Below are 22,007 nucleotides of genomic sequence, written 5' to 3'. Positions count from 1 at the left end.
GTTGATACAAATATGGCCCATTAAAAAAGGCTGTACCATGATCACTATCTCCCTAAAAAATGACAGTAATCATTTTTCAATGTTGTTTGGCCTGATATGAAGATGCTGGTAATAACGGCGCACGGTGATCCTTAAAACATCATAAATAAGCGTAAGCAACAACAATAACACAGGGATAAGAAACGCATGAAAAGCAAGGCGGCGGTAAAGATATGCCCCGCCCACAGCACCCGCCATAAAAAAGAAAATAATGGCCGAACGAAGCCTGATCCTTGATTTTAGGGCGGCTTTATCCTCCCGGTTTTTTTGTAATACCTGGGCCAGTTCAATACCCAGATCAGTGAATGTTCCGGTTAAATGCGTAGTTCTGACAACGGAGCCCGATACCAGCGAAACCAGCGAGTTTTGCAGGCCCATTGCAAATAGTAAACTCCCGGCAAAAACTTCTTTTGCAACCAGGCTATGGTCATACCTATAACCAAAAAAACTAACAGCCAACAGGATAACTATTTCTATTAATATGGGAATCACGTACGAAAAGCGCTGGTTTCGCCCTATCCTTGAAACTATAAGGCCTGATACAAAAGCACCGGCAAGGAACAGAAACATCCACAGGGCCACAACACGTGCTGTTTTCCAGTCTTCCATTGCAATGCGTTCTGCAAATAAGGCGGCATGCCCTGTTACGTTGGTAGTAAGTACCGCAAAGCCTAAAAATCCGGCTGCATTTACAAACCCGGCAGTCATCCCCAATAAGGAAGCTAACCTAACGTTATGCCTGTAAGTTCGTTTGGTACCCAGATGTCTTAACATGCTGATTTAATTAATGGCATACACCGATGCCCGAGGATTGCCTTTGCGGACTAAGGTATGGAATATTTAAATCCATCCCCCTTAAAATGAACCAGATACCTAAACAAATCATCAGGTATGGCATTGTTTTATTAATTCGTTTGCGAATTACCGGCCCCACAAACCCGCCACTTACCATTGCCAATAGCATTAACGGAAAAGTACCCATGCCAAACCAAAACATATAGGCCGAAGCCGCAAATGGCGATGTTGTATTTATAGCACCAATAAGCGCAAGGTATACAAAGCCACAGGGTAAAAATCCATTTAACATACCTACTACCAGGTGCCCTGCTTTGTGCCGAAGGGCATAGTTTAACAGGCGGTTTACCGATAATAATAGTTTACTGCCAGTTAGGTGAAATTTAAATAATCGTGATAGGGCTGCCAACAATATCAATATCCCACTTACTACGCTTACCCATTGCTGCAAGCCCGAAAGCCAAAGCTGTTTACCAGCAAAGCCAATCAGGAAGCCTAAAAAGGTGTAGGTAATAATGCGGCCAAAATTGTACAGTAATTTATCTGCAATAATGAGCCACCATTTATTTTGAAAAGAAGGCACGACAAGGGCAAGTGGCCCGCACATACCTACACAATGTACGCTGCCAAATAAGCCAATAAAAAAAGCGATCTCATTACTGCTCATTTTATATAAATTTCCTGGTGATAAAGGTATGCCTTATGGTTGCTTTGCCAGTCAAATATCAATTGCCATTTACCTTTAACCATTTGCGCTATTGGGATTGCAGTGACATTACCTGCTAACTGGTAGTTTTTATCCGGCGCATCGCTTGATGGCCTCATCAGCTTTAGGTTCCCTGCCACTGCCTGCGGAAATGTGATCAGAATTGAATCTGCAGTAATTTTTATTTCAGGCTGTGCATGATCCTTGGTTACCTGCGCCTCACGGTTATAATCATGATCGAAATTTATACCATCCTCATAATACTGATGATCGTATTCATCTTTAGGTGAGATAAACATATAGAAGCTCATACTGCCTATAAACAGTACAAATACGATCAGAATTAATACGGTTGCTTTCCCCCAGTTCATAACTTTAATTATTTAACGGACCAACAAAAGTGGTGGTAACGGTTTGGATTATTTTATTGCCTGATATAAGCTGTAAGCGTACATCTGTTTTAAGTGCGTTTATTTTAGCCGCCGGGATAAGTATAAAGAACACGGTTTTTACCTCGCTCCCCTTTCCGGCTATGCCCGGCGCCTGGATATATTTTATTTTTACATACTTGTCTTCAGGCTTTAAAATAATGTTCCGACTATTGTTGGATTTATTAGTTATATCAGCATTATAAATATTGCTGATATAACCACCGGGCTGTTCCTGGTAAAGCATGCCCGCACCCCGCATAACCGTTATATCCATATCAGTACGGTTAAAAATAAAATAGCCCAATACCACCATTAAAGCAGTTATAACAACGCTGTAACCTTTCATCCTGCCATTAAAGGTTGGCTTTTGCTGCGTGCGGATCATACTTTCAGAGAAATAGCCAACCAGGTTGCGCGGCTTATTTATCTTATCCATCACTTCATCGCAAACATCAATACACGCGGTGCAGTTTATACATTCCATCTGCGTTCCATTACGAATATCAATCCCGGTTGGGCAAACGGCTACGCACAAGCCACAATCCACACAATCGCCTTTTAATGAGGCCGCGGTTTTATCTAATTTGCCACGGGGCTCTCCCCTAACTTCGTTATAAGCAACCACCAATGTATTTTCATCCATTAAAACACCCTGCAACCTGCCATACGGACAAATTACCGTACAAACCAATTCGCGCACCTGGCTGTAAACCAGGTAAAAAACAATGGTAAATACCCATATACTGAAAAACCCCACCCAATGCAGGTTAACAGGCTGTGTAATTATATTGATCAGGCCCTCGCTCCCAATAATATAGGCCAAAAACGTATTGGCAATTAAAAAGGACACGATCAGGAACAGGAAGTGTTTCAATGTTTTCTTTCCTATTTTATCCTTGGTCCAGGGAGCTGTATCCAATTTTTTTCTTTTACCGGCATCCCCTTCAATCCAGATCTCTATTTTGCGGAAAACCATCTCCATAAATATGGTTTGCGGGCATATCCAGCCACAAAAAATACGGCCAAAAGCTATAGTGAACAGCACCACACAAACCACAAATACCAACGAAGCCAGCATAAACAGGAAAATATCCTGCGGCCAAAAAACCTGACCAAGTAATACAAACTGCCTGTCAATAACATTGAGCATCAAAAACGGCTGCCCGTTAATGCGCAGAAAAGGCCCGGTAAAAAATAGGATAAGGTAAACATAACTTAACCAGCTTCGCCACTTGTAATACCTGCCTTTACGTAATAATGGATACATCCATTTCCGCTCTCCATCCTCCCGCGCATCCAGTAATGAGTCCATTGTTATTAATTTGAAGCAAGCTTAGATTCAGTTTCCAATTCCTTTGTACCTTGCGGCGCCTTTGGATTTGGCGGATTAGATCCATTAAGCGATTTCACAAAATTTACCACATCCGAGATCTGTTTGGGCGATAATACCTTTTCCCAGGTAGGCATTCCTTTTGTTAAAACCCCATACTTAACCGTTTTAAACAAATCGTTTATTTTGCCGCCGTGCAGCCAATAATCATCAGTTAGGTTGGGGCCTACATTCCCCTGGGCGTTGGGGCCATGGCAGGCTACACAATTTTGCTTAAATATGGCCTGACCGGCAGCTATAACAGCCGGATCATGAACTAACTTCACCGTATTTTCATCAACCTGGTTGGCTGCCTTGCTTAAGTATATTTTTTTAGCAATATCTGCCTGGGCCATCTCGGTTTTATATTCGTCGTACTGCAGCTGGCCGGTATGAAAAACATGATAATTAAGCAGGTATCCCACTGCAAAAATTATAGTACCGTAAAACAGCCACATAAACCAGGCGGGTATGGGGTTATCAAGCTCCTGTATCCCATCATAATCGTGGGCTATAAGTAACTCTTTTTCTTCGGATAATGGCCTTAAAGAAAGCAGTTTATTCCAAACTTCGCTCTTATCCTTTTTAAGTTTCACGGGATTCATTTCTGCTTCAATCTGCTCCCTGGTATACCCATCAGATTTTAAAATAACACGGGTTAGTACCTTAAAGGTGCGCAGCAATACCAGCATTGCTATTAAAAACAATACCAGCACAGCCATTATGGCGCCATAACCAATATAGTTTTCTACATCACCGGATAGCAGGCTATGATCGTCCTGTGCTAATGCAGGTTGTATACCCATACATAGGCCGGTTAATAATATGGCATCAAAGTATTTCATAAGGGTAGAGATTGAGGGGAGTTAGGTGTTCCGTCTTCCAATGGAAGATCACTCATGTAATCTATATGCTGTTTTTTGGTGATAAAAAGCAGGATACTGACCACAACAAAAAATACAAGGAATATCCATAGTGAGAAGATCAGGTACATATCCTTCCCCGAAACATCTTTTACAAATTGATCAAACATGGTAATAACTATTTGGTGGTTGTTTTATTTGCTTTAATATCCATTCCTAACCGTTGCAGGTAAGCAGTAATGGCAATGATCTCTTTCCTGTCCGAAACCTTTATGTGATCGGTAGCCAGATTGGCGGCAATGCCTTTGGCCTGTTTATCCAAATCGCTGTTAGCTCTTAATTCATAACCTAAAGGATAAGGCACACCTATTTTTCGCATGGCGTTTATTTTGGCTACGGTTGTAGTTGTATCAAGATCCTGCGAGATCAGCCAGTCGTAATCAGGCATTATACTACCCGGCGACATTAAGCGCGGATCCATCAGGTGATTATAGTGCCATGCATTGGGGTACTTGCTACCTATCCTTGCAAGGTCAGGCCCTTTTCGTTCCGACCCCCATAAAAATGGGTGATCGTATACAAATTCCCCGGCTTTGCTGTACTCACCATAGCGTTCAGTTTCTGACCTGAACGGCCTTACCGTTTGGGAGTGGCAGTTAGAACAACCTTCGCGGATATAAAGATCACGTCCCTGTAATTCCAAGGGCGTATAAGGTTTAACACTTGCTATGGTCGGGATATTTGATGATATGGTAAGCGTAGGCATAATTTCAATAAATGAGCCTATCAGGATAACTACCAGCGCAAAAATCATAAATTGGATTGGCCTGCGTTCTAACCTGCGGTGCCATGTTTTTTCCCTTATCATTGTGTTTAAAGGTTCAAGAGCCATAGCCTGTGCAGGCTCATCGGCCAGTAACTTACCCTGTAAAGCGGTACGGGTTAAATTGTAAGCCATTACAATTACACCGGTAAGGTACATGCCCCCGCCTAATGAACGGGTAACCCACATAGGTACAATACGCAATACGGTTTCTAAAAAATTGTATTTAAGGATGCCTTCGGGTGTAAACTCCTTTAGCATTAATCCTTGTGTAAAGCCGGCCCAGTAAAGCGGTATTACATAAAACAGGATGCCTAAGGTGCCTATCCAAAAGTGGAACGAGGCCAGTTTTTTTGAGTAAAGTTCAGTTCTGTAAATACGCGGGATTAACCAATACAATATGGCAAAGGTTAAAAAGCCGTTCCAGCCTAAAGCGCCTACGTGTACGTGTGCTATGATCCAGTCAGAAAAGTGTGCAATTGCGTTGATCTGTTTCAGCGCCAGCATGGGGCCCTCAAAAGTAGCCATACCGTAAGCGGTTAAGCCAACCACCATAAATTTCAATACCACATCATCACGCACCTTATCCCAGGCACCGCGAAGTGTCAGTAGTCCGTTGATCATGCCGCCCCAGCTTGGTGCTATCAGCATAATTGAAAAGGCAACGCCTAATGATTGCGCCCAACCCGGTAAAGTAGTATATAACAAGTGGTGTGGCCCTGCCCAAATATAAATGAAGATGAGCGCCCAGAAGTGCAGGATACTTAGTTTATAAGAATAGATTGGCCGGTTAGCCATTTTGGGCAGAAAATAATACATCATACCCAAATAAGGCGTAGTAAGGAAAAACGCTACCGCATTATGGCCGTACCACCATTGAACCAAAGCATCCTGTACTCCGGCATAAACCATATAGCTTTTCCAAAAGGTTACCGGAATTTCAACCGAGTTAACAATATGCAGCACCGCTATGGTTACAAATGTGGCTATGTAAAACCAGATAGCCACATACAAATGCCGTTCGCGGCGTTTAAATATGGTACCAAACATGTTCCACCCAAAAACCACCCATATTATGGTAATTGCAATATCAATGGGCCATTCAAGCTCGGCATATTCATGCGATGTGGTGAAACCTAATGGCAAGGTGATAAGGGCGCTTACAATAATTAACTGCCATCCCCAAAAATGGATAGCACTTAGCTTATCGCTGAACATTCTGGCCTTGAGCAGGCGTTGCAGTGAATAATAAACCCCCATAAAAATGGCGTTACCCACAAATGCAAAAATCACAGCATTGGTATGTAATGGCCTTATCCGGCCAAAGGTGGTGTATTGGTTATGCATATTTGCACCCGGATAGTAAAGCTGTATAGCAATAAGGAGGCCTATGCTCATACCGGCAATGCCCCATATCACGGTTGCTATACCAAAGTTCCGGACGATCTTGTTATCATAGTAAAATTTTTCGGGCTGCATAAAGTGTTTCGTTTGTGGTTGTAAAATTAGTCCGTCGGTTTTTTTGGAGGAATGATGCCTGTTAGCTTAAAAAATGATGTTTGTCATTTTTTGGACAGCTCATCTTTATCCTCATCATCCAGCAGCATTCTCATGCCGGGCGTGTACAGGTCATCGTTCTGCCCGCTTTTTTGCGCCCAGAAAAAAGCGCCTAAAAAAACCAGTGCCAGCAGCATGCTGCAGCCTATCAGGAAATAAAGAATGTTCATATTAACTTTCTCCGTTTTGCAGCAAAGTGTGTGGCAAGGCTGGTAAATGCTATGATAGTTACCGTGCTTACGGGCATCAGAATGGCAGCTGTAAGGGGCGATAATTTACCCGTTATAGCATAGCTGAGCCCAATCAGGTTATAGGTAAGCGATATAAAAAAGGAAAAATGAATGATCTTGACCGTATCTTTCGAAAACCTGAAAAAGGCGGGAAGCTTATCAAATGAGGTGCCATCAAGAATGGCATCGCTCCCCGGCGAAAAATTATTTACATTATCAGTTACTGCAATCCCCAGGTCGCTTTGTTTAAGGGCGCCCGAATCATTCAGGCCATCGCCAATCATCATTACGCGTTTTCCTTTTTGTTGCAGGGCTTTAATAAAATCAAGCTTTTGCTGCGGCGAGTGATCAAAATGCATATTAGCCGTAGTACCGAAAAAAGGAAGCAATGCCACGGTTTCCTGATCCTGATCGCCCGAAAGCAGATGTAGCTGATAATTACGCCGCAGATCAGCAATGTTGCTTAAGCCTTTACGATACTGCTGCATAAAAGAAAAATAACCAAGGTATTGACCACCTATCAGCAGGTGCACCTGTGTTAAGGGTAATGGGTTCAATGCAATCCCTCTAACAAATACTTCAGCGCCTATCCTGATGTTTAAACCGTTGATCTCTGCCGAAATACCTTTGCCCGCTATCTCCTGATAGTTACTAACCATTAGCCGCTGCTGATTGCCTAAATAAATACAGATCATTCGGCTAAGAGGGTGGCCCGAATTCATGCATAGGGTATAGATCATTTGCCGTTGCCCCTTTGTAAGCCTGGCGTTTAGTTCTATTTGGTTGCTTTTACCATTAGTGATTGTGCCCGTTTTATCCAATACAATAGCATCAATAGCGGCAAGCTGCTCTACAACGGCTGTGTTTTTTAAATAAAACCGATTACGGTCAAATACGCCCAAAGCAGCCGACATGGTAAACGGTGTACTTAGTGCCAATGCACAAGGGCATGCTACTATCAATACCGCAGTAAAAGCGGCTAAACCACGTTTAAAATCTGTTTGTAGCCAGAAAAAAAAGGAAGCAAACGCTATGATCAATAAAATGACTGTGAAATATTTGCTTACCTGCTCATTAAAGGTTTGCATCCGGTTGTCCTGTTTGCGCGTAAAAGCTTCATTGTTCCATAGCTGGGTGAGGTAGCTTTGCGATACAGGTTTAATAACTTCTAACTCTATGGCCTGCCCGGTTTGGCGGCCGCCTGCGTAAATGATTTCTCCAAGTGTTTTACTTATTGGGATGGCTTCGCCGGTAACAAAACTAAAGTCAACCAATGCCTCTCCTTTTAGTAAAATGGCATCAGCAGGAATGATCTCATTATTCCGGATCACTATGCGGTGCCCTGTTGTTAGGTCGGCAAGCGAAACAGGCACTTCTTCCTTATCTACAATAACTTGTACCGCCACAGGGAAAAATGAACGGTAATCCCGCTCAAATGAAATATGGTGATAGGTTTTTTTCTGTACAAACTTGCCCACCAATAAAAAAAATACCAGTCCGCATAGCGTATCAGCAAACCCGGCGCCGCTCCTGGTTACAATCTCGGTAACCGAACGAATAAACAACACCGCAATGCCTAAAGACAAAGGAAAATCAATATTTAAAACCTTATTGCGCAGGTTTTGCCAGGCAGCAATAAAGTAACCGCTGCCGCTGTAAAACACAACCGGTAAAATAAACAGGAGGTTGAGCAGGCCAAAAAAGTTTTTAAATGATTGCTCGGCAACAGTCATCCCAAAGTATTCAGGAAAACTCAGCAGCATTACGTTGCCAAAACAGAAACCAGCAACCGCAATTTTGGTAACCAGGTTATCCTTAGTAGCCGAGTTTTGCTTTTTTATAATATCCTGCAGGCTAATCAATGGTTCGTAACCAATATCATCCAATAATTCAACTAACTGCTGCAGGCTGATCTGGTTATGATCAAACTTAATGTTCAGCTGTTTTTTTAAAAAATCAACCCTGCAATAGTAAACGGCCGGATTTATTTTATGAAGCTGCTCCAGCAGCCAAAGGCATGAGCTACAATGGATCTGCGGGATATAAAAAGTAACGATGGTTTTTTGCTGATCCGTGTAATCTATCAATTCGCTGATAATAGCGGGTTGGCTCAAATAAGCAAAACGTTTGTCAGTATGATCGCGGGTGGTACCCGGATGATCATTATAGTTGTAATAATTGCAGAGCTTGTTTTGCGCCAGCACCTGGTAAACGCTTTTACACCCAGTGCAGCAAAAGTGTTTTTCATCAATAGTAATGGCTTCTGTTTTACAATCATCTCCGCAATGGTAGCAGGTGGTATTTTCAAGGATATTGCTCCGGGTCATTTGCTAAATCTTAAATTCCAAAACTGCCAACATCCTTGCGCTAAAAAAATGACCACAAACTATTTTATATGTGACGTTCATCAGTTTTTGAGCACAATCCAGTTAATAGTTTTGACCTATAAATTAAAAACCATGAGCCACACCTTTCATATTCCCGTTTTAGGATTGGGTTATTCTATTGATACCCCACTAAAAGTTGCACGTTATGGTATCCCCTCTGTTCTGTCAATTGTAGATGATGAACTGATTGAGCGGATGCGGGAATACCATTTAAAAGAGGTCGATAAAGACTATATACCCATTGCCAAATCAGCTCCCGATAGCAGGGCCAGGCGTGTTACCGCTTATCTTAACCTGTTAAGCGATATGGTTAATGAGCAATTTGAACAATTAAAAGCAGGTATTTTTGAAGCAGGAAGCGACCTGTGCCGCTACTTTGAACTATTGCCCGAAAAGGCATTACTAAGACAAGGGTATGATTTGATGATGGAATACCCGGATAATGAAAGGAAAACTATTTTTCAAAACATCCTTCGCCAGCGCATGACAAAGGGGACAATTGATGTTAACATCATGTCGAAAATAGATAAGATGAATTTTAGTGCCGACGGTGAATACACAGGCAATGAAAATACAGATGCACTTGCTGCCTTACGTGGATTTGTGGAGAGCAACCTCGAATCATCGATTATATTATCTGCGGGGATGAACCCCAGGTTATATAGTTACCTGGAATCGTTCTCTGAATTTTATCCGGATAATGACGGCAAATTACGTAAAAAGGTAATTTTAAAGGTAAGCGATTTCAGGTCGGCATTTATACAAGCTAAATTCCTGGCAAAAAAAGGGATCTGGGTATCTGAGTTTAGGGTTGAATCAGGACTAAACTGTGGCGGCCATGCCTTTGCTACAGATGGTTTTTTGCTGGGGCCAATATTAGAGGAGTTTAAACAAAAAAGGCAGGAAATGCTTGATGAGCTCTATCCGCTTTATTTAAGCGCATTGCTCAACAAACAAATAGAGTGCGATGCTATACCACTGCAGCGTTTAAGCGTACAGGGTGGGATTGGAACTGCTGAGGAAAACGAGTTTTTACTTAACTATTATGAACTTGATGCAACCGGCTGGGGAAGCCCGTTTTTACTGGTGCCCGAGGTTACTAATGTTGATGATAATACACTTACTCAATTATCAGGTGCCGGCGAAGCTGATTTCTATATCAGCGATTCTTCTCCCCTTGGCATACTGTTCAACAACTTTAAACCTGCCAGTATGGAAAAACTAAGGGTTGAACGTTTGGAAAAGGGCCGGCCCGGCAGTCCATGCACTAAGAAGTACTTATGCACCAATACAGAGTTTACCGAAAAACCGATTTGCACGGCTTCGCGCGAGTATCAGAACTTAAAGATCAATCAGCTTAAAACACTGGCATTACCCGAAGAAGATTACCAGGAACAGGTTAATTTAGTAACGGATAAAATTTGCCTTTGTGAAGGGTTGTGCACTGCCACTTACCTAAAATATAATATCAGCAAGCCTAAAGAAAACACAGCAGTTTCCATTTGCCCGGGCCCTAATCTGGCTTATTTTTCAAGGATATATTCGTTAGACGAAATGGTTAGTCACATTTACGGAAGGCTTAACCTGCTGGAAAACATTAAACGGCCCAACTTATTTATCAAGGAATTGAACTTATACATAGATTATTTACAGTCAGACCTTGAAAAAAACATGAAGAATTTGAACGATAAAAAAAGAAAACATCTGGATAAGTTCAAATTTCAACTGCAGGAAGGTATCACTTACTACAAACAGCTATTTAATGAATTACCGGGCCAAACCTCTGAAATGTTAAAATCGTTTTTTGAAGAATTGGGTAATTCCGAGATCAGGCTTGCGGGGATGAACATTCAATAATAATTTTTTTAACTATAAACTTAAATACTATACAAGCGGCTATTAACCGCTTGTATAGTATTTAATTAAGGCAAGCCAAAAAATTAAGCATCAACAGCATCATAAACAATAACCTTTTCCCAAAGGTGGCTGCAGTTTTTTATAAACTCCAAATGTACCGGGTGTGTTTGGTAAATGGCCTGCCCCGCCAGGTCGCTAAAAAACATCAATTCAGATACGGCCCAACTGTTATCAACCACGTCGCGCTTTTCGGTTGCGGCAACTACACCTACACGCAGTTCACGCACGGTTTCAATTTTTGATAAGGTTTTTACTCCTGCAACCAATTGATCACGATCTTGGATTGATGCCGGATTTTTGAGCCAGAAAAACACATGGTGTACTACCGGGTACTTGTTACCTACTTTTTTAAACGGGCTTGCTGATACTGCTGCACCCGCGGCTAATGTGGCGCTGGTTGCTATAAATTTTCTACGGTTTGAGGTTTTCATGGTAGGTTAAATAAAGGGTTAATTAATAAAATAATTTAACTACCTGCAACCTAATAGCTCATTACCAATAGTATAGGCGTATTAAATAAAAAGCTATTTTAATTAAAATCAATCAACAAATTATCCATTTTGTTATAAATATTTAAATTATAATGACAAATCATTAGCAATAACAACGTTTTATACAACCTGATTACCGGCTTAAAGCTGTATTTTTGCAGTGAATAGCAGCACACAATTCTGCATCAAAAACAACGCTTGAAGAAAAATTTAATACCACTTGCCCTGGGCGGCCTTGGCATAGGCACAACTGAATTTGTGATGATGGGCCTTTTGCCTGATATTGCTAAGGATTTTAATATCAGCATTCCGGTAGCCGGGCATTTAATCTCATCTTATGCCTTAGGTGTGGTAATTGGGGCACCGCTATTGGTAATTATCAGTAGTAATTTTGAGCCTAAAAAAGTACTGATCGCATTAATGGCCATGTTTACTATTTTTAATGGCTTTTCGGCTTTTGCGCCTACCAATACGGCTTTATTAATTGCCCGTTTACTCTCAGGCTTGCCACATGGCGCCTTTTTTGGAGTAGGATCTGTTGTTGCAAGCCGGCTTGCCGAAAAAGGTAAGCAGGCACAGGCTATTTCTTTAATGTTTGCCGGGCTCACCATTGCCAACTTATTAGTGGTGCCCATAGGTACGTTTGTTGGTCATCATTACTCGTGGCGGTATACTTTTGGTATTGTTACCCTTATTGGTATCATTACGGTTATTTGTCTGCAGTTATGGCTGCCTAAACTACCCATCAGCCGGGCAGGTAATATCAAATCAGAACTTGCCTTATTTAAACGTACCGAAGCCTGGCTCATCATCCTTATTACGGCCATTGGCACTGGCGGTTTATTTGCATGGATCAGCTATATAGCGCCTTTAATGACAGATGTTTCGCATTTTTCGGCCAATATGGTATCGTATATTATGATATTAGCAGGCTTGGGGATGGTGGTAGGCAATGTTATTGGCGGTAAGTTAGCCGATAAAATGGAACCTGCAAAAGCTTGTATCATCCTGCTTTTTGCTATGGCCGCAACACTGGTGCTTATCTACAGCTTTTCGGGGATCCAGGTGGTATCGCTTACCTTAACGTTTATAGCGGGAGCCTTAAGCATTGCATTGGCCACCCCTATCCAGATATTAATGATCCGCACGGCCCGCGAGGCCGAAATGTTAGGTGCAGCTGCTACACAAGCAGCCTTTAACGTCGGCAATGCATTAGGTGCATTTTTTGGCGGTTTACCTATTGCTGCGGGCTTAGGTTATAATTCGCCATCAATGGTGGGTGCTGTAATGGCATTAACAGGAACATTGTTTGCCTGGTTGTTGATCAAAAAGCAAAAAAGTGTCGCCGTGATGGCTTATTAAATAAATAATCTCAATAAAAGTTCAATAATAAGCCCGGTTTATTAAATGCCGAGCTTTTCTGTTTAATAATGCTTTTTTTTACTTTATTAACTAACTGATAATAAAGAAGTATTTAACGAATTCTTTCTTAAAAACCTTAAAAAAGGCACTTTTATCAAAATTTCAACAATAAAACCATTTTGGGTTTGCTTTTTACGAAAATGGTAAAAACGCAATTTCTTCAATCAAAATCACACTTTTGGGGTTAGGTCATTAAAACTATTACAATGTAACAAAGCTGAAGCTTATGAAAATATTATTGAGTTATCTCAAAAAATACAAATGGATTGTGCTGCTCGCCTTGCTGATGACTGCTATAAATCAAACATTTTCGCTGGTTGACCCCTTAATTACCGGTAAAATTGTTGACAACTATATTGTTAAACGGGATATGTTTACCCGGCACGAATACTTTACAGGTATATTCACTTTAATAGCCTTAGCCGTTGGCGCAGCCTTTTTATCGCGTATAGCAAACAACTTTCAGGATTACTTTACTATAACCGTTGCCCAACGAACCGGGGCCGAAATGTATGCCGATGGCATGAAACGATCACTGGCAATGCCCTTTTACGAATTTCAGGATCAGCGTAGCGGAGAAAAGCTTGGTATTTTACAACGTGTACGCAGCGACTCTGAAAATTTTATAAAAGCATCCATCAATGTTACTTTTATGGCATTCTTCGGGATCATCTTTGTTTCGGCCTATTCCTTCTTAATCAGCTATAAAGTAACTGTCGTTTTTGTGTTTTCGGTACCGATCATAACTTACCTGAGCTGGGTATTATCAAAAAAAGTCAAAGTAATTCACAGGGCCATTATTTTAAAAACTTCTGTTTTGGCCGGGCGTACCACCGAATCATTAAGAAATATTGAACTGGTAAAAAGTCATGGCCTCGGCGATCAGGAAATTGAGCGCCTTAACAAAGCCACCCATAAAATTTTAGGGCTCGAAATTGTAAAGACCCGCATCCTGCGCTTTTTAAGCTTTATACAAGGCAGTACCGTAAACATTGTACGCAGTGTAATGGTGGTGGTATTACTGATGCTGATATTTGATAAAGAAATATCTGCCGGTCAGTATTTTAGCTTTTTGCTGTACTCCTACTTTTTATTCGGGCCTTTACAGGAGTTTGGCCACATGGCCCTAACCTGGCGCGAAGCACAGATCTCATTAGGTAACTTTAAACGGATAATGGAAACACCTATTGAAGTGATCCCTGATGACCCAACCGAGCTTAACCGCGTGGTACATATTGCGTTTGATAATGTTCACTTTAAGTATAAACAGAGTAACAGGAAGGCGCTTAATGGCGTATCCTTCCATGCCGAAAAAGGAGAAACAGTTGCCTTTGTAGGCCCTTCAGGATCAGGCAAAACCACCATGATCAAATTGCTGGTTGGCTTATACGTTCCGAGCGAGGGTGAGATCTACTATAATCAAACATCAACAAAGGATATTCACCTCGACGAGTTAAGGCGAAAAATTGGCTTTGTAACGCAGGATACACAACTGTTTACCGGGAATATCCGCGATAACCTGCGCTTTGTAAAACCAAATGCTACCGACGAAGAATGTTATGAAGCCCTTAACAAAGCCGCCTGCCAGTCGCTGCTTTCAAGAGCCGAAGACGGGCTTGATACCTTACTTGGCGAGGGCGGTGTAAAGGTATCGGGTGGCGAAAAACAACGCCTTTCTATAGCCCGTGCCCTATTGCGCCATCCAAACATATTATTGTTTGATGAGGCTACCTCATCGCTTGATTCACTTACCGAGGAGGAGATCACCAAAACGGTGCGTAACCTGTCTGACCTTAAGGACCACATTACCCTGATCATTGCTCACCGGTTATCAACCATAATGCATTCAAACCGAATTTATGTACTCGAAAACGGATATATAGTTGAAAGCGGTAATCATGAGGAGCTTTTGCAGCAACGTGGCCTGTATTACGCCATGTGGCGCCAGCAGGTTGGCGAACGCCAGTTACAGGAAGAACTTAAATCCTACATTGAAGGATAATTTATAATCCCTGAGCTTAGCACCCTACTAAATAATTCCCGTATAATTTTTTTCATTACGGATGTAGCACTTGATGTACTGCGTCCGTAATGTTAATTATTAGTTATACAAATACTCATTTTATGAAAAACTTTAAAAACATTTCAAAAAGATTGTTAGTGGGGATAAGTGCTGTTGGCTTACTATCCGTAATGTTATCATCGTGTGCCAAAAATTCGGAAACCAATTATTATCCGCCAACGGCGTTAATGACCGTTATTCAGGCCTCACCAGACCAGGTACCACTGGATTTTTACTTAAACACCAGCAAGGTTAATGTAGGCTCAATCAACTATGCTGACGATATTGATTATTTTAAAGCTTACGTAGGCACAAGAGTAGGTTTGTTTACCCAGGCCAGCACATCAACCAAGGTTGCATCTGATACGGTTACCCTTAAACAGAACGGCGCCTATTCCCTGTTCCTGGTTAATAAGGTAAGCAGCCCGCAAATACTTTTCCTTAATGATTCCATCAGCAAACCAACTTCGGGTAATGCCAGCATCCGTTTTGTAAATGTTAGCCCTGATGCACCTGCGGTTGACCTGGCTATAAAAGGCGGCGCTGTTGTGGTACCAAATAAAGCATTTAAAGGATATTCGTTATTTGCACCTATTCCTGGTCAAACCTATTCGTTCGAGATCAGGCAGGCTGGTACCACCACCGTATTGGCAACCCTTAATAATGTAACGCTTAGCGCAGGCTTTATTTATACCGTATGGCTGCGTGGCTTAGCTACGCCAACCAACGATTTAGATAAGCTAACCGCTGGCTTAATAACCAATGCCTATTATGTAAATTAATCCTGTTTGCTAAACTGAAGCCATTTCCTATTTTTGTTTTGATTAAAGTAAAAACCAATTCAACCAACTTATGGAAAACAGGGCGGTATCAATAAGGCCATTCATCGGGGCACAAAACTTTGAGCTTTCTAAAAGCTTTTATCGCGATTTAGGTTTTGAGGAAATTGTTTTGACCCCTAACATGTCGCTATTTAAAATTCAGCATTTGGGGTTTTATTTGCAAAATGGCTATGTGAAGGATTGGGTAGATAACACTATGCTATTTTTAGAAGTTGAGGATGTTGACCTTTATTGGAACGAATTGGTAGCCTTAAATCTACAGGGTAAATATACAGGCGTAAAACTTTCGCCAATTAAAGTAGAGGATTGGGGTAAAGAATGTTTTTTGCACGATCCATCCGGCATACTTTGGCACTTTGGCGAATTTTTTAATTCAAAATAAGTTCAAAACTTACCTTGTGCCAGGTAATAGGTTGATATATTTTTAAAGAAACCATTTAACACCCATTGCCATAAAACGGATGGGTGTTTTTTGTTAAGGCCATCTCTGCCATGTAACTTTTCAGTGTCAATTTAATTTGGGGCAATAAATTTCACCATATTGTAGGTGCTTAATCAGCAGCTATGAAGAAAATTTTACCCGCTTTATTTTCCTTATTTATTATTGCCGGGGCATCGGCTCAAAAGATCAGTAAAAAACCGATTGATCAATCAGTTTATGACGGCTGGCAGTCGGTCGAGAACCAGCATATCAGTAACGACGGTAAATGGATACTGTATGTAGTAAAACCGCAGGAAGGTGATGCCGACCTAATAATAACCGATAGTAAAAACAGTAGTAAGTTCCATATCCCGAGGGCAGACACTGCCCGCATAACAGCCGATTCCAGGTTTGCCGTGATGCTTATCAAACCTTTTTTTAAAGATATAAGGCAGGCCAAGATCAAGAAAAAGAAACCGTCCGAATTTCCGAAAGATACATTGGGCATTGTGAAGTTGGGAAAAGATAAGGTTGAAAAAATACCCGCCATACGATCATTCAAAATTGCCGACAAAGCTTCGGTTGTGGCTTACCTTTCGCCTGCCGATACGGTAAAAAAACCTGCTGCATCCGATACCTCAAAAAAAGCAATTGCCAACACCATAGCCCCGCCAACCCGCGATGGTGCCGAACTTACCCTGCAACAGCTAAACAGCGGTAAAACCCACCATTTTGAATATGTAACCGAGTATCAGCTTACCAAAAACGGGAAGCTTTTAGCGTTTGCCGTTACCGCACCAAAAAAATCAAAATCTGCCAAATCAGGATTGTATGTTTATGATATAGACAGCGACAGCTTAAAAATGATCAGCACCGGGCGTGGCAATTACCGTAACCTGGTGTTTGATGATATGGGCAAACAATTAGCCTTTACCGCCGAAAAAAACCCGGAGAAAGCCCAGGTTAAACCATTTAAACTTTACTATTACAACACCACAAAAGATACGGCTGATATTATTGCAGCGCCTAACTCGGCAGGCATGCCTGATAAATGGGCGGTTAGCGGCGATGGCAGGGTGTATTTCAGTAAAAGCGGTGGCAGCCTGTATTTTGGTACGGCACCTATACCCAAACCGGCCGATACCACCATTGTTGATTTTGAAGTTGCCAAACTTGATATATGGAACTATAAAGATGATTACCTGCAGCCACAGCAATTAAAAAACCTGCAGCGTGAGCTCAAACGCAGTTATCTGGCCATTATCCGCCCCCATATGGGCGATAAAAAGCTGGTGCAATTAGCTGATTTAGATATGAGGGACATTTCAGTGGCTGATAATACCGATGCCATGTTTGTTTTAGGCCTTACCGATACCGGGGCCCGCGTGCAGAGCCAATGGGAGGGCGGCAGTAACCAGGAAGCTTATCTTATTAATACCCGCACAGGTGGGCGGGTACGCATTAATAGCCGATTAAAGGCCCGTTACAGTATCTCGGCCGATGGCAGGTATGTGGTTTGGTTTGATAATAAAGATCAAAACTGGCACAGTTACTCAGTTGCCACAGGCAAAAAGGTTAACCTAACAGCTGCCACAGGTGTTAAAATGGGTGCCGAGGATAATGATGTGCCCGATGACCCTAACCCCTATGGTATTTGCAGTTGGGAACAAAACGACCGCAATATATTGATCTATGACCGTTACGACATTTGGAGCATTGATCCGGCCACCGGGAATGCTGTTAATCTTACCAATGGTTTAGGCCGCAAAAACAAGATCATCTTCCGGTATGAGATACGCGACCCGGAGGAGAAATTTATCGCCACAAAAAAAATACTCTGGCTTATTGCCCAAAACGAAGGCAACAAACAATGGGGTTATTATAAAAAAGAATTAGGCAGCCCCACAGCTCCCGAAAAGGTTGTTATGGCGCCTAATGGCTACAGTACCTTACAAAAAGCAAAAAATGCTGATCTGTTTATCTACACCAAATTCAGCTATGAGCATTCGCCCGATCTGTATGTTTCTGCTGATCTTAAAAAGGAAACAAAGCTCAGCGCCATCAATCCACAGCAAAGCCAGTATAACTGGGGCACTGCCGGGCTGGTTGAGTGGACCACACCCAAAGGCTACCATGCAAAAGGCATTTTGTACAAACCCGAAGACTTTGACCCAAACAAAAAATACCCGATGATAGCCTACTTTTACGAGAAGCTATCAGAAGGCTTATACAATTATATAGAGCCTGCCCCTACACCATCACGGCTGCCTATTTCGTTTTTTGTAAGCAATGGCTACCTGGTTTTTGCGCCCGATATCAGCTATGAAACCGGCCATCCCGGTGCATCGGCAGTTGAGTTTGTAAACTCGGGGGTTGAAGCATTAAAGAAAAATGCCTGGGTGGATGCTGCCCATATTGGTATACAAGGCCAAAGCTGGGGCGGTTACCAGGTGGCTTATCTTATTACCCAAACTAATATGTACGCTGCTGCATGGGCAGGTGCGCCGGTTGCCAACATGGCATCTGCTTATGGTGGTATCCGCTGGGAAACAGGCGTTAACAGGCAGTTTCAGTACGAAAAAACACAAAGCCGCATCGGCGCCACCCTTTGGGAAAAACCGGAGCTATATATTGAAAATTCGCCTTTGTTCCAGCTACCTAAAGTAAATACCCCGGTAATGATTATGAGTAACGATGCTGACGGGGCAGTGCCATGGTACCAGGGCATTGAAATGTTTACCGCCCTGCGCAGGCTGGGTAAACCCGTTTGGCTGCTGCAATACAACGGCGAAGCGCATAACCTGGTGCTGCGCCAAAACCGAAAAGATATATCTATCCGCGAGCAGCAATTTTTTGATCACTTTTTAAAAGGTGCACCAATGCCGGTTTGGCTGGCCAAAGGCGTACCCGCAGTTGATAAAGGTAAAGACTGGGGCTTTGAAATGGAAAAATGACAGTAGGGATTTCGATTAGCGTCATTGATCATTATGTCATGATTTTTGTTTAGTAGAGACACAATACCTTGTGTCTCTTATCATGATTATCTCTGCAGGCTTTGAAGGCACAAAGTATTGTGCCTCTACTCAAAAAAATAACCGACTAATGATACATTGCCAAAGTACACAATGCCCAATATTTTGCTAAATTATTTAGTTTAAATTTGTATTAACTTATATAAATGGTTAAAATTACAGTTAAACAGTAAAATACATTGCCGGCAGATCATCTTCAAAAAGCATTCCCGCACGAACCTACACCACAACAGCTGGATCTGTTTGCACGCGTGCATGAGTTTTTGGTAAGTGGCGGCGGTGATGAATGTTTTATATTAAAAGGGTACGCCGGTACTGGTAAAACCACCATTGTTGGCGCTTTGGTTAAAGCCTTAAGGGCCTATAATTTTAAATATGTGCTGCTGGCACCAACCGGGCGGGCGGCCAAGGTAATAACGGCATATTCGGGCCGTAAGGCTTTTACTATCCACAAAAAAATATACCGTAAAAAATCGGCGGTTAATGTTGATGAAGGCTTTTTAATTGGCGATAACCTTGCCGAAAACACGCTGTTTATTGTAGATGAGGCCTCCATGATCTCGGACGAGGTCGGCATTAATCACCGTGCTTCCCTGCTTTACGACCTGATAAATTACGTTTATAACACCAAAAACTGCAAGCTGATGTTAGTTGGCGATACTGCCCAGCTGCCGCCTGTAGGTAGTGTAGACAGCCCTGCCTTAGATATTGCCCTGATGAAAAACAAATTTGGGCTTGATGTGCATAGCTTTGAACTTACCGATGTGCTTCGCCAGCAAAAGGACTCGGGGATATTGTTTAATGTGACCAAGGTGAGGGACATCATCCGCAGAAAAAAAGAAAAAATGCCCCAGATAGTTACCAAAGGCTATAAGGACATGTACCGTATGGGCGGCGATATGCTGGAAGAAGGGCTTAATTATGCGTACAGTAAATATGGTAACGATAATACGCTGATAATTTGTCGTTCGAACAAAAATGCCAATGCCTATAACCGGCAGATAAGGGGCCGCATACTTTACCGGGAAGAGGAACTTACCGGCGGCGACCAGGTAATGGTGGTTAAAAACAACTATTTCTGGATGCAGGAACAGGAAGAAGGCAGCACCGGCTTTATTGCCAATGGCGATATTGCCCGCATAAAAAAGGTACGCCGTTTTGAGGAGATGTACGGTTTCCGCTTTGCAGATGTGCAGCTGGAATTTATTGATTATGCGGAAGACCCCATTATTGATTGTAAAATACTGATGGACACTTTGTATACCGAGGCCCCTGCCCTGCCTACTGATGACCAGAAACGGTTTTACCTGGAGGTAATGAAGGATTACGACCATATTCCCAATAAACGGGCTAAGTGGAATGAGCTGAAGCTAAATCCCTATTATAATGCCTTGCAGATAAAGTTTGCCTACGCCATTACCTGCCACAAAGCGCAGGGTGGCCAGTGGGATGCTGTTTTTGTAGACCAGGGTTATCTTACGGACGAAATGGTGAACACCGATTTTTTACGCTGGTTTTATACCGCCTGCACCCGCGCCACCAGCGAACTGTTTTTGGTAAACTTTAATAAACAGTTTTTTGTTGGCGGAGCCCAGGATGAATAAAGCAAAAAACCTCGTCACAAAATAATTACTAACTTATTGGGGTAAAACGTGTTGTAATGACTGGAGTTGTGAAAACAACAAGTTAAAAACATGAAATCAAGGTTATTCATTTATATTTCTTTAGCGGTTGATCTGCTTATTGCATTATCAAAATTTACGGCTGCGGCGTTTACGGGCAGTTCGTCTATGATATCAGAGGGTATTCACTCGCTGATTGATGCGGCAAGCCAGATACTGTTGATATGGGGCGTAAAAACCAGCGCACAAAAACCCGACCTGAAACGCCCGTTCGGGTATGGTAAAGAATTATATTTCTGGTCGTTCATTGTATCTTTAATGATATTTGTTTTGGGTGGGTGCGTATCCTTTTATCAGGGCCTTATGCGCTTGCAGCACCCAATTGCCGATAGTAATGCAGCCTGGGATTACAGCGTTTTAGCCATCGCCTTTGTATTTACCACCATATCCTTATACTCCGCCTTAAAAGCCTTTAACAAACAACGCGGCAATATTTCATTCTGGAAGGCAATCAGGCTGACTAAAGACCCTTCAACACTTATTGTAATGCTGGGTGATGTGGGTGATATACTTGGCTTAGTTGTAGCCTTTGCAGGTGTATTTTTAGGCCATTTGCTAAATAACCCTTATTATGATAGTATAGCTTCTATGCTGATAGGTTTGATAATGATAGCCATATCGGGCATATTGGTGCGCGAAAGTAAGAGCCTGCTGCTTGGCGAGACTACCAGCCGTAAAACTTTGCGAAAAGTAGTTGCCCTGGCGCAGGCCGATGAAGCGGTGATAAAAGTAAAAAAGCATTTTAGCACTTACATGGCGCCCGATGATATACTATTACAGCTTAATACTGTATTTAAGGATGACCTTACCACCCGGCAGATAACAGATGCTATTGAAAGGATCTCGGCAAGTATAAAGGCCGAGTTTCCGCGCATGAAACAAATTTTTATTGAACCTGTGGCGAAATAAGCGGGATACTAAGCGTCTTAAATCCAAAG

The 22,007-nt window shown here is 42.1% G+C and carries 18 protein-coding genes; 8 read left to right on the top strand and 10 right to left on the bottom strand.

Annotated features, from left to right (window positions below):
• Nucleotides 1–69: 69 nt before the first annotated feature.
• The 9 genes from ACQY4U_RS11175 to ACQY4U_RS11135 all read right to left on the bottom strand — a co-directional run bounded on the left by ACQY4U_RS11175 (nt 70) and on the right by ACQY4U_RS11135 (nt 9,140).
• Nucleotides 70–813: a YoaK family protein gene (locus ACQY4U_RS11175; protein WP_428329491.1), complete on the bottom strand. Its 744-nt coding sequence runs from the start codon at nt 811–813 to the stop codon at nt 70–72.
• A gap of 10 nt (nt 814–823) precedes the next feature.
• Nucleotides 824–1,501, bottom strand: a complete 678-nt coding sequence (locus ACQY4U_RS11170; RefSeq protein ID WP_428329490.1) for a sulfite exporter TauE/SafE family protein — start codon at nt 1,499–1,501, stop codon at nt 824–826.
• A complete protein-coding gene (locus ACQY4U_RS11165) occupies nt 1,498–1,911 on the bottom strand; it encodes a FixH family protein (RefSeq protein WP_428329489.1) in 414 nt (137 codons plus the stop codon). The genes ACQY4U_RS11170 and ACQY4U_RS11165 overlap by 4 nt, the downstream gene beginning before the upstream one ends.
• A 4-nt stretch (nt 1,912–1,915) precedes the next feature.
• Nucleotides 1,916–3,283: a cytochrome c oxidase accessory protein CcoG gene (gene ccoG / locus ACQY4U_RS11160; RefSeq protein WP_428329488.1), complete on the bottom strand. Its 1,368-nt coding sequence runs from the start codon at nt 3,281–3,283 to the stop codon at nt 1,916–1,918.
• Between the two features lie 5 nt (nt 3,284–3,288).
• A complete protein-coding gene (locus tag ACQY4U_RS11155; protein ID WP_428329487.1) occupies nt 3,289–4,185 on the bottom strand; it encodes a cbb3-type cytochrome c oxidase N-terminal domain-containing protein in 897 nt (298 codons plus the stop codon).
• The gene (locus tag ACQY4U_RS11150) at nt 4,182–4,373 is read right to left on the bottom strand and encodes a hypothetical protein (RefSeq protein WP_428329486.1); all 192 of its coding nucleotides are present in this window, start codon (nt 4,371–4,373) and stop codon (nt 4,182–4,184) included. Before ACQY4U_RS11150 ends, ACQY4U_RS11155 begins: the two co-directional genes overlap by 4 nt.
• An 8-nt stretch (nt 4,374–4,381) precedes the next feature.
• Nucleotides 4,382–6,505, bottom strand: coding sequence for a cytochrome-c oxidase, cbb3-type subunit I (ccoN, locus tag ACQY4U_RS11145; RefSeq protein ID WP_428329485.1), 2,124 nt, complete (start codon nt 6,503–6,505; stop codon nt 4,382–4,384).
• A gap of 83 nt (nt 6,506–6,588) precedes the next feature.
• Nucleotides 6,589–6,753, bottom strand: coding sequence for a cbb3-type cytochrome oxidase assembly protein CcoS (gene ccoS / locus ACQY4U_RS11140; RefSeq protein ID WP_428329484.1), 165 nt, complete (start codon nt 6,751–6,753; stop codon nt 6,589–6,591).
• The gene (locus ACQY4U_RS11135; protein WP_428329483.1) at nt 6,750–9,140 is read right to left on the bottom strand and encodes a heavy metal translocating P-type ATPase; all 2,391 of its coding nucleotides are present in this window, start codon (nt 9,138–9,140) and stop codon (nt 6,750–6,752) included. Before ACQY4U_RS11135 ends, ccoS begins: the two co-directional genes overlap by 4 nt.
• A gap of 132 nt (nt 9,141–9,272) precedes the next feature.
• Here ACQY4U_RS11135 and ACQY4U_RS11130 point away from each other — a divergent pair, with 132 nt between their 5' ends.
• Complete coding sequence (locus ACQY4U_RS11130; RefSeq protein WP_428329482.1) at nt 9,273–11,057, top strand: hypothetical protein; 1,785 nt, start codon at nt 9,273–9,275, stop codon at nt 11,055–11,057.
• An 83-nt stretch (nt 11,058–11,140) separates the two neighbouring features.
• On the opposite strand, the gene ACQY4U_RS11125 is transcribed toward ACQY4U_RS11130, so the two are convergent.
• The gene (locus ACQY4U_RS11125; protein WP_428329481.1) at nt 11,141–11,548 is read right to left on the bottom strand and encodes a Dabb family protein; all 408 of its coding nucleotides are present in this window, start codon (nt 11,546–11,548) and stop codon (nt 11,141–11,143) included.
• Between the two features lie 258 nt (nt 11,549–11,806).
• On the opposite strand from ACQY4U_RS11125, the gene ACQY4U_RS11120 reads away from it, so the two are divergent.
• The 7 genes from ACQY4U_RS11120 to ACQY4U_RS11090 all read left to right on the top strand — a co-directional run bounded on the left by ACQY4U_RS11120 (nt 11,807) and on the right by ACQY4U_RS11090 (nt 21,978).
• Nucleotides 11,807–12,970, top strand: a complete 1,164-nt coding sequence (locus tag ACQY4U_RS11120) for an MFS transporter (protein WP_428329480.1) — start codon at nt 11,807–11,809, stop codon at nt 12,968–12,970.
• A 286-nt stretch (nt 12,971–13,256) separates the two neighbouring features.
• Nucleotides 13,257–15,032 (top strand): ABC transporter ATP-binding protein, encoded by a 1,776-nt coding sequence (locus tag ACQY4U_RS11115; protein ID WP_428329479.1) that lies wholly within the window; start codon nt 13,257–13,259, stop codon nt 15,030–15,032.
• Nucleotides 15,033–15,154: 122 nt separating this feature from the next.
• Nucleotides 15,155–15,874: a DUF4397 domain-containing protein gene (locus ACQY4U_RS11110; RefSeq protein ID WP_428329478.1), complete on the top strand. Its 720-nt coding sequence runs from the start codon at nt 15,155–15,157 to the stop codon at nt 15,872–15,874.
• Nucleotides 15,875–15,944: 70 nt separating this feature from the next.
• Complete coding sequence (locus ACQY4U_RS11105) at nt 15,945–16,316, top strand: glyoxalase (RefSeq protein WP_428329477.1); 372 nt, start codon at nt 15,945–15,947, stop codon at nt 16,314–16,316.
• A gap of 182 nt (nt 16,317–16,498) precedes the next feature.
• On the top strand, nt 16,499–19,309 hold the full coding sequence (locus ACQY4U_RS11100) for a prolyl oligopeptidase family serine peptidase (RefSeq protein WP_428329476.1): 2,811 nt from the start codon (nt 16,499–16,501) through the stop codon (nt 19,307–19,309).
• A gap of 257 nt (nt 19,310–19,566) precedes the next feature.
• On the top strand, nt 19,567–20,991 hold the full coding sequence (locus tag ACQY4U_RS11095) for an ATP-dependent DNA helicase (RefSeq protein ID WP_428329475.1): 1,425 nt from the start codon (nt 19,567–19,569) through the stop codon (nt 20,989–20,991).
• Nucleotides 20,992–21,081: 90 nt separating this feature from the next.
• Complete coding sequence (locus tag ACQY4U_RS11090) at nt 21,082–21,978, top strand: cation diffusion facilitator family transporter (protein WP_428329474.1); 897 nt, start codon at nt 21,082–21,084, stop codon at nt 21,976–21,978.
• Nucleotides 21,979–22,007 lie beyond the last annotated feature (29 nt).

Origin of the sequence: Mucilaginibacter sp., from assembly GCF_965277465.1 — a bacterium.
Classification (GTDB): Bacteria; Bacteroidota; Bacteroidia; order Sphingobacteriales; family Sphingobacteriaceae; genus Mucilaginibacter.
Note: the sequence above shows the minus strand (reverse complement) of the source record. Positions and strands in the feature narration are given on the sequence as shown.

What these genes read in the sequence shown, in the direction of transcription:
- ACQY4U_RS11165 (WP_428329489.1), bottom strand. Translation starts at nt 1,911, where the DNA reads ATGAACTGGGGGAAAGCAACCGTATTAATTCTGATCGTATTTGTACTG.
- ACQY4U_RS11110 (WP_428329478.1), top strand. Translation starts at nt 15,155, where the DNA reads ATGAAAAACTTTAAAAACATTTCAAAAAGATTGTTAGTGGGGATAAGT.
- ACQY4U_RS11150 (WP_428329486.1), bottom strand. Translation starts at nt 4,373, where the DNA reads ATGTTTGATCAATTTGTAAAAGATGTTTCGGGGAAGGATATGTACCTG.
- ACQY4U_RS11100 (WP_428329476.1), top strand. Translation starts at nt 16,499, where the DNA reads ATGAAGAAAATTTTACCCGCTTTATTTTCCTTATTTATTATTGCCGGG.
- ccoG (WP_428329488.1), bottom strand. Translation starts at nt 3,283, where the DNA reads ATGGACTCATTACTGGATGCGCGGGAGGATGGAGAGCGGAAATGGATG.
- ACQY4U_RS11115 (WP_428329479.1), top strand. Translation starts at nt 13,257, where the DNA reads ATGAAAATATTATTGAGTTATCTCAAAAAATACAAATGGATTGTGCTG.
- ACQY4U_RS11175 (WP_428329491.1), bottom strand. Translation starts at nt 813, where the DNA reads ATGTTAAGACATCTGGGTACCAAACGAACTTACAGGCATAACGTTAGG.
- ACQY4U_RS11135 (WP_428329483.1), bottom strand. Translation starts at nt 9,140, where the DNA reads ATGACCCGGAGCAATATCCTTGAAAATACCACCTGCTACCATTGCGGA.
- ACQY4U_RS11170 (WP_428329490.1), bottom strand. Translation starts at nt 1,501, where the DNA reads ATGAGCAGTAATGAGATCGCTTTTTTTATTGGCTTATTTGGCAGCGTA.
- ccoN (WP_428329485.1), bottom strand. Translation starts at nt 6,505, where the DNA reads ATGCAGCCCGAAAAATTTTACTATGATAACAAGATCGTCCGGAACTTT.
- ACQY4U_RS11090 (WP_428329474.1), top strand. Translation starts at nt 21,082, where the DNA reads ATGAAATCAAGGTTATTCATTTATATTTCTTTAGCGGTTGATCTGCTT.
- ACQY4U_RS11105 (WP_428329477.1), top strand. Translation starts at nt 15,945, where the DNA reads ATGGAAAACAGGGCGGTATCAATAAGGCCATTCATCGGGGCACAAAAC.
- ACQY4U_RS11130 (WP_428329482.1), top strand. Translation starts at nt 9,273, where the DNA reads ATGAGCCACACCTTTCATATTCCCGTTTTAGGATTGGGTTATTCTATT.
- ACQY4U_RS11155 (WP_428329487.1), bottom strand. Translation starts at nt 4,185, where the DNA reads ATGAAATACTTTGATGCCATATTATTAACCGGCCTATGTATGGGTATA.
- ACQY4U_RS11125 (WP_428329481.1), bottom strand. Translation starts at nt 11,548, where the DNA reads ATGAAAACCTCAAACCGTAGAAAATTTATAGCAACCAGCGCCACATTA.
- ccoS (WP_428329484.1), bottom strand. Translation starts at nt 6,753, where the DNA reads ATGAACATTCTTTATTTCCTGATAGGCTGCAGCATGCTGCTGGCACTG.